Below are 11986 nucleotides of genomic sequence, written 5' to 3'. Positions count from 1 at the left end.
ATATGAATGATTTGAATGTAGGAATATACCTATGAGTGCTGTATCTGCGCAAAATACTCGTCGAAAAAATACATTTCTTAGCGATACGCTTATGTTTCGTATTGCTTCTACTTTGCCTAAGTTTTTGTTAGCAAGTTTTGAAGAAATAGGGGATTTTGCCGCGAGTCGAGAAGCATGGAAACTTTCTTGCTTAGCGAATCATTATAAGCCTTTACTATGCTATAATGATGAATGGGGGCAACCAACAGAAAGATTAGAGATCCATTCTTCCTATCAAGCTCTTCAACAATATTCTAGACAAGCAGGTTTGGTTACCTCGCTTTGGGAAAATACGAGCTCAGAAAATGGAGTACGCTATCAAGCGCGTGCGATTCGTTTAGCTTTATCTGCTGGTTTAGAAACAGGACATTTGAATGAAGTTATCATAACGAGTGCAGCTATTGCTGTTTTAATTAGTGATATCGAGCTCTTCAAAAAATGGCAAAATGTACTTTTATCACGCCAATATGATTCCTCATCAAAACCTATTCATCATAAAAAGGCTGCTTCTCTAACTTGTGCATTTGACGATATTGAAAAATACGCTTTCAATTTTCCAAGTGTTAAGAAAATTTCTTTCGATGAAAGTATGGAACGTGATCTATATCGTTTAAATGTTGTAAAAACCAACGTTATTAATCCTACCGCTGACGGATATCTTGTTAGTGCAGATTTAGATGGTCATTTAAGTTGTTTTTTTATTCCACGCATACAAGAAAATGGCGCATTAAATGGATCTATATCGATTCGTCATTTAATTCAGCGTTCTGGAGAACTTTTAACACCAGAGGGGGTTGTCGACTTCCAAGGTAGTTATGGCTGGCTTTTGGGAAATGCTGGAGAAGGGCTTAAAGTTATTAAAGATATCGAGACGATGATGCGTTTCGATCAATCTGTCATATCGGCAGGTGTTTTACGAGCGGCTCTTCAATTTGGTATGGATTTTTTCCGGAAAAAAATGCCCAATCAGCCTTTACCTCCACTGACAGAACGTATTTTTGCAGATATTGCATTAGATATAGCTGCCTCACAAGCATTGGTTTTACGTTTAGCGAGAGCATTTGACAATGCAGCAAATGACCGTTCTGAAGCAGCTTTTGCCCGCATTATGACACCTATTATTGCTTATCATGTAAGTCAATTGGTTGTGCCTATTATTGGTGAAATTATCGCACAACTTGGTATTGAAAGTTTTATAGAGAATAATCCATTATCACAAATGTTGCATAATGGGCCTGCGCGAATTGTGAGAAATAGTTCTGCTAATCAATTGGTAAAGGATGCCATTCTTATTGCTGAAAAAGCACCGGGATTGTTTCAGAAATTGTTGGAAAAAATTGCTCTTGATATTGGACCAGCAGGACCCCGAGCAATTGAAATTATTAAGTCAGCAGGTGATATGGCATCAGCAAATGAAGGTGCAGGAAGATTTTTTGTTGAACAAGTAGCTTATGCAGCAGCAGCAGCAGCATTACGTTCTACAGACATAGAACATGTTGCGAATGCCTATATGGAAAGCCGCCTTGGGGGACAATGGAGATCTTCTTACGGGATGCTCATTGCACGATATAATGCAGGGCATTTGCTCAATGTTCTCTATCCTTCCATATGATGAAAGTTTTGAATTCTATTGAGAGCACCTTGCAATATAAAAGCGGCGGCTGCTGAATCAATACGGCCTGCTCTTTTAGCGCGCGATACATTCATTTCTAAAAGAGACCGTTCCGCAGCAATTGTTGATAAACGTTCGTCCCAAAAAACAAATGGAATTTTTGTATAAGCTTTCATATTACTCACAAAAGCTCTGGTTGCTTGAACACGAGAGCCACTGCTTCCATTCATGTTAAGAGGTAAGCCAATGATAATAACGCCTACATTTTCACGGTCAAAAATTTTAATAAGTCTGTAAGCATCTTCTGTAAATTTTTTTCGCTGTAGTACAGGACGCGGATTTGAGACAGTCAGCCCCCTATCAGAAATCGCAATTCCGATAGTTTTTGTCCCTAAATCTAAGCCTGCTATTGTTTGTCTAGGCAAAAGATGTTTTATAACTTCATCTATATTAATAACAGTCATAAAGGTATAATACGTTTTTTAATGTTTCAGATCTATAGTTATATTCTTTATTCATGTTATCTAATATTCTTGCACTTACAAGTGCAGCCTTGTATAGCCAGAATAAAGATCAAATAAATAAACAAAAAAGCAGAAAGGCGTAAAGAGTATGTCTGTTGATCAAGAGACAGTCAAGCGGATAGCACATTTAGCAAGGATTGCCCTCCACGATGATGAGATAGAACCTGTGACAAAAAAATTCAATGCTATTTTAGGTTTTGTAGAGCAATTGAATGAAGTTGATGTCAGTGGAGTTGAGCCATTAACATCTGTGATGCCGATGACTCTACGAATGCGTGAAGATACTGTTACAGATGGCGATAAAGCAGAAGATATTGTAGCCAATGCCCCTGTTACAGAAGAGAATTTTTTTCTTGTCTCAAAAATTGTTGAGTAACTTTTTATATTTTTGAAATTTGAGAACCAATATGACTGATTTAACAACTCTCACAATTGCGCAAGCTCGTGATGCTTTAATAAAGAAAAATCTCAAAGCAACAGAATTAACGGAAGCTTATTTACAAGCAATAGAATCAGCTAATCCAGTTTTGAATGCTTATGTAACAATAACAGCAGAACAGGCAATGAAAATGGCTGCTGAATCAGATAGTCGCTTAGCGAGAGGGCAGGGAGGGCTTTTGGAAGGAATTCCCTTGGGGATTAAAGATCTTTTTGCAACCTATGGTGTTCATACTCAAGCCTGTTCAAATATCCTTGATGGTTTTAAACCGCACTATGAATCAACTGTCACGGCTAATTTATGGCAAGATGGTGCTGTGATGTTAGGAAAACTTAATATGGATGAGTTTGCTATGGGCTCATCCAACGAAACATCATATTATGGTCCTGTTATTAGTCCATGGAGAAAAAAAGGCTCAAATGAAAAACTCGTACCCGGTGGTTCTTCGGGGGGATCCGCAGCCGCTGTTGCTGCACAAATTTGTGCTGGTGCAACTGCAACCGATACAGGTGGCTCAATACGTCAACCAGCAGCTTTTACTGGGACTGTAGGAATAAAGCCAACTTATGGACGTTGTTCGCGATGGGGCGTTGTCGCGTTTGCTTCATCTCTTGATCAAGCTGGACCTGTTGCTAGAGATGTTCGTGATTGTGCTATCTTACTCAGATCAATGGCCTCTTTTGATGAAAAAGATTCTACTTCCGTCAATTTACCAGTTCCTGATTATGAAAGTTATCTTGGTCAATCAATCAAAGGAATGAAAATCGGTATTCCAAAAGAATATCATGTGGATGGAATGTCTCCAGAAATTATTGAGCTTTGGCAAAAAGGAATAAATTGGTTAAAAGAAGCAGGTGCTGAGATTAAAGATATTTCTTTGCCCCATACAAAATATGCTCTACCTTCTTATTACATTATAGCTCCTGCAGAAGCCTCTTCTAATTTAGCGCGTTATGATGGTGTGCGTTTTGGTTTGCGCATGCCTGGAAAAGACATCATTGAGATGTATGAAAATACGCGTTCTGTTGGTTTTGGTGATGAAGTCAAACGGCGCATTCTGGTTGGGACTTATGTTCTTTCATCAGGTTATTATGATGCCTGTTATTTAAGAGCTCAAAAAGTAAGAACACTCGTAAAACGTGATTTTGATCAATGTTTTGCTTCAGGCATTGATGCTATTTTGACACCAGCAACACCAACACCTGCTTTTGGTATTGCTGATGAAAAAATAAAAAATGATGCTGTAGCAATGTATCTTAATGATATTTTTACGGTACCAGTTAATATGGCTGGTTTACCAGGAATTTCTGTTCCTGCTGGTCTGTCATCAAATGGTTTACCTCTAGGATTGCAATTGATTGGTAAACCTTTTTCTGAAGAAGTCATTTTTCAGATAGCGCACATTATTGAACAAGAAGCAGGAATATTCAGTGCAGAAAAATGGTGGATGTAATAGTCAAAATTCACAAAGGAGCATTTCTCATCCTTAATAAGAAATGCTTTTTTAAAAGGTGGAGGGATGAGCTCTATTTCCTTAATTCGTAGTCTTACCCACCAAGATAGGCTTCTTTAACACGCGAATCAGAGAGCATAGTTTTTCCTTCACCGTGAAATAAAATATGTCCTACCTCTAAAATATAAGCATAGTCAGCTATGGAAAGTGCAGCAAATGCATTTTGTTCAATAAGAAGAACAGTTTTTCCCATATCATTAATTTTTCGAATAATCGAAAAAATTTCTCGAACGAGAAGTGGTGCTAACCCCAACGAGGGTTCATCTAATATGACCATATCAGGATTGCTCATGAGTGCACGGCCCACAGCAACCATCTGTTGTTCACCACCTGACATTGTTCCTCCCAACTGTTTTGCTCTTTCACGTAGGCGCGGAAAAAGGTCAAATATCCATTCAATATCACGGGAAATTCCCTGCTTATCGTGACGAATATAAGCGCCTAGATGAAGATTCTCTAAAACAGTGAGATGGGGCATGATACGTCGTCCTTCAGGGCTTAGAGCAATCCCTAATCGCAAAATCTCTTCTGGTGATTTTTTTATAATAGATTTGCCATTATAGGTAATTTCTCCATAAACAGAGCGATTAAGCCCTGTAATAGAACGTACAATACTGCTTTTTCCTGCACCATTGGCTCCAATTAAAGTGACAATACTGCCCCGCTTTATGGACATAGAAAGATTTTGGACAGCTTTAATGGCGCCATAATGAACATAAAGATTTTTTATTTTAAGAATATCCATAAACATCTCCGCCAAGATAAGCTTCAATAACTTTAGGGTTATTACGAATTTCATCTGGTGTACCACTGGCAATGCAACAGCCATATTCCATAACCAAAATATGTTGGCAAAGCCCCATAACCACTTTCATATCGTGCTCAATAAGAAGAATTGTAAGATCAAAGTCTTTTTGCACTTTTGCTATGAATTTTCTAAGATCTTCACTTTCTTGTGGATTCATGCCAGCAACAGGTTCATCAAGAAGAAGCAATTTGGGCTTTGTGGCTAACGCACGCGCAATTTCTAGACGTCGTTGCACACCATAAGGTAAAGCTGTTGCCGATTGATTGGCAAGATGATCAAGTTGTAGCTGTTCAAGGAGCTCCAAGGAATTTTTATAAACTTCCTTCTTTTCTTTTATTGCTTTTGAAAAAAAGAGAGCTGACGAAAACCAAGGATATTTTTGTCGAACATGCGCTCCTACCATAACATTCTGCAAAACCGTTAACCCTGAGAAAAGACGAATATTTTGAAATGTTCTGGCAATATGGCTTCTACAGATAATATAAGGAGACGCTCCAGAAATTTTTTTCTCATCAAAAAGAATGGTGCCGCTTGTAGGAGCATAAAATCCAGAAATCATATTGAAAACTGTTGTTTTTCCAGCACCATTGGGACCAATTAATCCAGTAATACTTCCTCGTTTAATTGCCATATTAACATTATTTACAGCAACTAATCCGCCAAAACGCATTACAATATTATTGAGTGAAAGGATATTGTCGTTCATAGCTTTCTCTCAGTATTAGAAAGCTTTTTGCGTGTCAAAAAGCTATAAATTCCATTCCATGAAAATTCTCGTTGTCCCATTAACCCTTTTCTCCAAAACAAGATAATTACCAGCAATAAAAGAGAAAAAACAACCATACGAAGCCCTGGGGTTTCTGGAATATGTATAAAACCTAAGTCAAATGGACTTTCAATAATACGAAGCCATTCAAGCATGACTGTAATAATAATGCTGCCAATAATACTCCCTGTAATTGAACCGAGACCACCAGCAACAACAATCATTAAAATATTAAAAGTCAGAAGAAAATTAAACATTTTGGGATCAATGGTTGAAATAAGAGCCGCCATTAATGCGCCACCTATACCTGCAAAAAATGCTCCAACAGTAAAGGAAAAACTACGGTAGAAAAAAGCATTTATTCCCATAGTTTTCGCAGCTATTTCATCATCACGAATAGCACGTAATACGTTACCAGTATTACTTTGCAGTAAGAGGACAATAAAGAGAACTGTAAATGCTAGCCAACCATAGTTCCACCATAATGTTGCATTTTGAGGTATTCCTTTGATTCCCAAAGAGCCATTTGTGAGCGATGTTGCGTTCGTAATGACAATGCGAATAATTTCCGCAAAACCTAATGTTGCAATTCCAAGATAATCGCCACCAAGACGCAATATTGGTAAAGCAATTAATAAACCTACAACAGCAGCACACAAACCACTTATAACAACAGCGATAAAAAAAGGTAACTGTAAATGATATAATGGTTCAGCAATAGGCTCAAGAATCCACATCATTTCTTTTTGTTCAGGGGAAAGAAGTAAAATTGCGCAAACATAAGCACCAATAGCCATAAATCCAGCATGTCCAAGAGAAAACATACCTGTGAAACCATAAATCAAATTAAGCGAAATTGCCAATATCGCATTAATAGCAATCAGATTGATGATACGAAGCGTATAGTCATTAAAATGGCTATCAGCATAAAATAAAAAACCTATGAGAACTAAAACACTTATACACGATAAAACAGTTGTCGCTGACTTTGCCATTAGATTTTCTCCTGATTTCTTTTACCCATTAATCCTGTGGGTAATATCAATAGAATCAGAATCAATAAAATGAAAGCGAAGGCATCTCGATACCCAGATAGCGCGGGGAAAAATGCGATAATCATAATTTCAATAAACCCTAATAATAATCCTCCCAACATTGCACCTGGTATCGAACCAATACCTCCGATAACAGCAGCGATAAATGCTTTAAGACCAGGAAGAACACCCATATAAGGCTGAATTTGAGGATAACGTAAAGACCACATAATGCCAGCTATGGCGGCAAGAGCTGAGCCTATTCCAAATGTAAGCGCAATAACTTTATTGACAGACACACCCATCAAACGTGTTGTTTCAATATCATGGGAGATTGCGCGCATAGCAAGACCCGGTTTTGTTTTATGGATAATCCATAACAGTAATAAAATAAGAATTAATGACACAAAGGGAACGATCAGAGACATGGGAGCAATTCTGATGATACCATCTGCTCCTGATCCTAGATGCCATAAAAATGGTGTTACAAGAAAGTCTGGCTGTTGTACACCTTTCGGAACACCACTAAAGAGTACAGTAGCAAGATTTTCAATAAAAAAAGAAACACCAATTGCACCGATAAGTGCCGAAATACGCGGAGCATGGCGTAGAGGTTTATAAGCAAATTGATCAACAGCAACACCCACAGCACTTGTAATAAAAATGGAAAAACAAAGAGCTAAAACCCAAATCGGTGTAAAGTCTTGCGGGGAAATTTTAAAATAATAAACAAATCCTAGCGCAAGAATTAAAAAAGCAGCAATCCAATAAATTGGAGGACGCCTTTTAAAGCCTATAAAGACCGAATAATAAACAAGAGCAGCAAGGAACAAAAGAAGAAAAGCTGCCCACGCAGGCATAAAGCCAATTGTGGAAAAGAAAACAAAGTATGCTCCCAGCATAAAGATATCACCGTGAGCAAAATTAATGAGTCTCAGTATACCGTAGACCATGGTGTAGCCAATAGCAATAAGCCCATAAAGAGATCCCAATGCCAGTGCATTAAAAAAGTACTGGATGAACATTTCAGTGCTCATCTCTCATCCTTCCACATTTGTTAATTTACATAGGACAATAAGAAATTTCTAAGTTTTTGGTTGAGAAAAAAATCCTCAACCAATTCTTGCATTTTAGTAAGTAAAACTTTTTAATTAAAAAGCAGGTTTAACTTCTTCTAAATAAACACGTTTTCCATCCTGTATTTTAATGATACCAATAGGAATTTTAGGATTATGATTTTCATCCATTGACATATCCCCAAAGGGGGTAGGAAAATCTTTTAATTGGCTAAGTGCGATAGTAATTTTTTCACGATCAGTGCTACCAGCATTTTCAATAGCCTTCATGAACATCATATAACTCGTGTATCCCAAAACAGAATTGATATTTGGCTCTTTGTCTGGGTAAGCTTTTTTCCATTCTTTTGTGAATTCTTGCGCAGCTACTGACATATTTGGCATATCCTCACTATAGGGAAGTGTCGTATGTAAGAAACCTTCTGCAGCTTTTCCTGCAATCGTAATGGTTTCTGGATTATCCATAGCATCTCCACCCATAATTTGAAACTTCGCCCCTAATTCTCGTGCTTGTTTCATGATGATAGCACCTTCAGAAAAGTAAGATGGAATGAATAAGATATCAGGTTTCTGGGCGATAATTTGCGTGAGAACAGCTGAAAAGTCCTGATCTCCAGAATTATAATTTAAATTTGAGATAACTTCACCACCTAATTTTTTGAAAGCACGCGTAAAATAACTTGCAAGACCAATGGCATAATCGCTTGAAATATCTTTAAGGATAGCAGCTTTTTTTGCGTGTAAAGTTTGGCTTACATAAGTTGCGATTCCTACTCCTTGATAGGAATCAATAAAGCAAGCACGAAAGTAATATTTTTTACCCTGTGTAACAAGGGGACTTGTTGAGGACGTTGCAATGGTTGGAGTCTTTGCCTTTTCAGATATTTCACCACCTGCTAACGAAAGTGAAGAACCATAGCTACCAATGATTCCACTCACTTTTTCACTTGCTGTTAAACGCATAACAGCATTAGCCGCTTCTACTTTATCAGATTTATTATCAATAATAACAAGTTCCACTTTACGTCCTAAAATTTCTGGAACTTTTTTATGGGCTAATTCTATACCTCTAATTTCAAGCTGCCCTCCAAATGCATTTTGACCACTTAATGGAAGATAAACACCAATCTTAATAGGTTCACTCGCATAAACATTTGCTGTAAATGCCATAAATGCTGTGATTATCGTAAGGATTTTCTTCAATTGCATTGCGCATTTTCCTTAATTGAATTGTCGTTTTTTCACCTTATATTGAACTTCTTCATCATGCAAGTTACACATTAATCAAAATATCATTATGTAAAAAAACTTTGTATATGACCTCTTTTGTAGGGCACTCCTTGTAAGGTATGTAAAGTGTACAATCAAATAGTTTTATAAATATTCATGTTGATATTCTCTGACATTAACATAGAAGATACGACAATGTGGGGAAATCTTATCTTGGGGCTTGCGTGTTGATACAAGAGCAATGTTTACTTAAACCTAGAGAATCAATATCGTACAATTTATAAGCTACAGGATCACGTTATTATGACGAGTAAGGATGCATTAAAGGATTGTTCCCCATCTGAGGATAGTATAGGTGCTTGTGGGGAGATTATCGAAATCAGTGGTGTCATTAAGTGGTTTGATGGTAGTAAGGGGTATGGATTTATTGTACCTGATTTACCTCATTTTCCAGATATATTATTGCATGTTACGGTAATGCGAAGGGATGGTTTTCAAACAGCTTTAGAGGGAGCTAAAGTCATTTGTGCTGTGGAAAAAACTGAACGAGGGTTAAAGTGCGTTCAGGTGAAATCCATAGATTGTTCTTCAGCAATTCATCCATCAGAAGTTCCTGCCCGTACCCATGTTGTTGTTACTCCAGAAAGTGGACTAGAACGAGCAATTGTTAAATGGTTTAATCGTGACAAAGGATACGGTTTTCTTAGCCGAGGGCAAGGAACAGAAGATATTTTTATTCATATGGAAACATTGCGCCGTTTTGGTTTAGCAGAGCTTCGTTCCGGCCAAGTTGTTCTTGTACGTTTTGGTAAAGGAGAAAAAGGTTTAATGACAGCAGAGATTTATCCGGACATAGGCATTCCTTTAGCTACGCATTGAATTTCACGAGTGAAATCAGTGTGTTTTCTATATTTTTAAAGATGGTTATTCCGTAAATTGCTATAGAGGTAGATTTTTAAAGAAAATATGGCTCTCGTTAATCCATAAACCAAATGAAGAAAATTTCGCATATTACGTTGAAAAAAACTAGAAAATAACAAGGAAGCAATCCTCTTGTTTTTTGACTTTTAAACTCTGGTACTTTTTATTTTAGAAACAAAATTTAAAATTTTTCTGTGGTGGAGACAAGAATGTTAAAGCCTTTTAAAAAGGGGCATATTGTTTTATTGGTGATGCTTTTTATGTTAGATATGCGTGTTGTTGTAGCAAAGGAGCCCATAGAGATTCCTGTGCATCCGGTTCCTTTAGAAATACATACAAAGCAAGGTCCGGTTTTTTATAAGGTAGAGATTGCTTTTACGCCATCTCAAGCAGCAGCTGGTTTAATGTATCGAACTGATTTTCCACGCGATCGTGCAATGCTCTTTAAGCAGCTAAAAAGTTCTCGATCGGGAGATGAGCAGAAAATTTTTATGTGGATGGCAAATACGCCTTTACCTTTAGATATGATTTTCTTAAACTCTGAGGGAATTATTGTATCGATTATTGAAAATACTTCTCCACTTTCAACAAATACCATTTCATCAGAAGTTCCTGCAGCTTTTGCACTTGAAATTAACGCTGGTGAAGTTTCTAAAAAAAAGATACAAAAAGGACAACGTGTTATTCATCCTGTACTTTGTGGAAAGTGCAATAAAAAATGACCGCTGAAGATATTCGTTTTTTTGAATATAATGGTTTGCGATTTGCTTATCGAGAAGAAGGGCAGGGCGCGCCTATTTTGTTGATCCATGGTTTTGGATCTTCTGCACGGGTGAATTGGTATGCAACGGGTTGGTTTCGTATTCTCACTGAAGCAGGATATCGTGTTATTGCTCTTGATAATCGCGGTCACGGAGATTCAGTTAAAAGTTATGATCCTATCTTTTATACACCTCAAGCTATGGCTGGCGACGCAGTAAAGTTACTGCAGCATTTAGAGTTATCTAAAGCCCATGTTATGGGATATTCTATGGGGGCTCGTATTAGTGCTTTCATGGCTCTTTTGCATCCAACATATGTACACAGTGTTATTTTTGGTGGTTTAGGTATTGGTATGGTGACGGGAGCAGGAAATTGGGAGCCTGTTGCTGAGGCCCTTTTAGCAGAAGATATTTCCACTATTACCAATACGCGCGGTTTAATGTTCCGTAAATTTGCAGATCAAACGAAAAGCGATAGGCGTGCTCTTGCTGCTTGTATCATTACATCAAAACAGGAGTTAACGGCGTCTGAAGTTTACAAAATCAAACAACCAGCACTTGTTGCCGTTGGTTCATTAGATGAAATTGGTGGTGATGCAGAGCCATTGGCAGCCTTGTTGCCTTGTGGTGAAGCTTTATCAATTCCTGATCGAGATCATATGCTTGCTGTAGGCGATAAAGTTTATAAAAAAGGCGTTATCGATTTTCTTTCTCGTTATCCTATAAAATAAGAACTCTTCATAGCTTTTAGAATTTACAGAAATACCCAATATTTTTATTTCGTATAAATTGAAAAAAGCTTATTAAAAAATCTTTTTGTTGTGACGTAAGTTTTTATAAAAAATGAAAAGAAAAATAAACTCTTATTAGCTTATTTTGTATATTTTCCAGAGACGTAATTCTTCTAAGATTAGATAATTATACTTTAAAGGTTATTAAAAAGAATTATTTTCGAATGATGTAATAAATATTTTTTGCTAAAAAATGTAGTTTTAAATAAAAAAATATTTTTATTTATATTTTTTATAAAATAAACAAAATTATAAATTATTGATCAATTTATTCTTACGAATATGCATTTTAAATACAGAGGCTAAAATTGGAGATAAAGTAAAATTATTAAAAATATACAGTTTTTTTGCCATTTTTTAATCTATACGGGTATATTTAATAATGATAGACTCCTTTTGTAAACGTTCTTTATGAATGTATAAAGAACGTTGTGAATATATGTAATATTAAGTAAATATTCAGATTATGCTT

12 protein-coding genes are annotated in these 11986 nt (G+C 36.7%); 6 read left to right on the top strand and 6 right to left on the bottom strand.

Annotation, left to right across the window (positions count from 1 at the left end):
* The first annotated feature begins 31 nt into the window (after positions 1–31).
* Positions 32–1651, top strand: coding sequence for an acyl-CoA dehydrogenase family protein (locus ACFINW_RS04665; protein ID WP_375621277.1), 1620 nt, complete (start codon positions 32–34; stop codon positions 1649–1651).
* Here the strand turns inward: ACFINW_RS04665 and ruvX are convergent.
* Complete coding sequence (ruvX, locus tag ACFINW_RS04660; RefSeq protein WP_375673837.1) at positions 1636–2115, bottom strand: Holliday junction resolvase RuvX; 480 nt, start codon at positions 2113–2115, stop codon at positions 1636–1638. The two genes, ACFINW_RS04665 and ruvX, sit on opposite strands and share 16 nt — an antisense overlap.
* A 148-nt stretch (positions 2116–2263) precedes the next feature.
* On the opposite strand from ruvX, the gene gatC reads away from it, so the two are divergent.
* Complete coding sequence (gene gatC, locus ACFINW_RS04655; protein ID WP_375621275.1) at positions 2264–2551, top strand: Asp-tRNA(Asn)/Glu-tRNA(Gln) amidotransferase subunit GatC; 288 nt, start codon at positions 2264–2266, stop codon at positions 2549–2551.
* A 31-nt stretch (positions 2552–2582) separates the two neighbouring features.
* On the top strand, positions 2583–4067 hold the full coding sequence (gene gatA, locus ACFINW_RS04650; RefSeq protein WP_375621274.1) for an Asp-tRNA(Asn)/Glu-tRNA(Gln) amidotransferase subunit GatA: 1485 nt from the start codon (positions 2583–2585) through the stop codon (positions 4065–4067).
* Positions 4068–4161: 94 nt separating this feature from the next.
* Here the strand turns inward: gatA and ACFINW_RS04645 are convergent, their stop codons facing one another.
* The 5 genes from ACFINW_RS04645 to ACFINW_RS04625 all read right to left on the bottom strand — a co-directional run bounded on the left by ACFINW_RS04645 (position 4162) and on the right by ACFINW_RS04625 (position 9020).
* Positions 4162–4872 (bottom strand): ABC transporter ATP-binding protein, encoded by a 711-nt coding sequence (locus ACFINW_RS04645; protein ID WP_273791026.1) that lies wholly within the window; start codon positions 4870–4872, stop codon positions 4162–4164.
* The gene (locus ACFINW_RS04640; RefSeq protein ID WP_375621273.1) at positions 4859–5641 is read right to left on the bottom strand and encodes an ABC transporter ATP-binding protein; all 783 of its coding nucleotides are present in this window, start codon (positions 5639–5641) and stop codon (positions 4859–4861) included. Before ACFINW_RS04640 ends, ACFINW_RS04645 begins: the two co-directional genes overlap by 14 nt.
* Complete coding sequence (locus ACFINW_RS04635) at positions 5638–6696, bottom strand: branched-chain amino acid ABC transporter permease (RefSeq protein ID WP_375621272.1); 1059 nt, start codon at positions 6694–6696, stop codon at positions 5638–5640. The genes ACFINW_RS04640 and ACFINW_RS04635 overlap by 4 nt, the downstream gene beginning before the upstream one ends.
* A complete protein-coding gene (locus ACFINW_RS04630; RefSeq protein ID WP_375621271.1) occupies positions 6696–7772 on the bottom strand; it encodes a branched-chain amino acid ABC transporter permease in 1077 nt (358 codons plus the stop codon). The genes ACFINW_RS04635 and ACFINW_RS04630 overlap by 1 nt, the downstream gene beginning before the upstream one ends.
* A gap of 114 nt (positions 7773–7886) precedes the next feature.
* The gene (locus ACFINW_RS04625; RefSeq protein WP_375621270.1) at positions 7887–9020 is read right to left on the bottom strand and encodes an ABC transporter substrate-binding protein; all 1134 of its coding nucleotides are present in this window, start codon (positions 9018–9020) and stop codon (positions 7887–7889) included.
* A 324-nt stretch (positions 9021–9344) separates the two neighbouring features.
* Here ACFINW_RS04625 and ACFINW_RS04620 point away from each other — a divergent pair, with 324 nt between their 5' ends.
* The 3 genes from ACFINW_RS04620 (at position 9345) to ACFINW_RS04610 (ending at position 11454) form a co-directional block, all read left to right on the top strand.
* Positions 9345–9920 (top strand): cold-shock protein, encoded by a 576-nt coding sequence (locus ACFINW_RS04620; RefSeq protein WP_273791031.1) that lies wholly within the window; start codon positions 9345–9347, stop codon positions 9918–9920.
* 251 nt (positions 9921–10171) lie between these two features.
* Complete coding sequence (locus tag ACFINW_RS04615; RefSeq protein WP_375621269.1) at positions 10172–10684, top strand: DUF192 domain-containing protein; 513 nt, start codon at positions 10172–10174, stop codon at positions 10682–10684.
* On the top strand, positions 10681–11454 hold the full coding sequence (locus ACFINW_RS04610; protein ID WP_375611926.1) for an alpha/beta fold hydrolase: 774 nt from the start codon (positions 10681–10683) through the stop codon (positions 11452–11454). Before ACFINW_RS04615 ends, ACFINW_RS04610 begins: the two co-directional genes overlap by 4 nt.
* Positions 11455–11986: the final 532 nt, after the last annotated feature.

It is taken from the genome of Bartonella sp. AA18HLJMS (genome assembly GCF_042197245.1).
Classification (GTDB): Bacteria; Pseudomonadota; Alphaproteobacteria; order Rhizobiales; family Rhizobiaceae; genus Bartonella.
The sequence above is the reverse complement of the archived record's forward strand: the minus strand, read 5'-3'. Positions and strand labels throughout refer to the sequence as shown.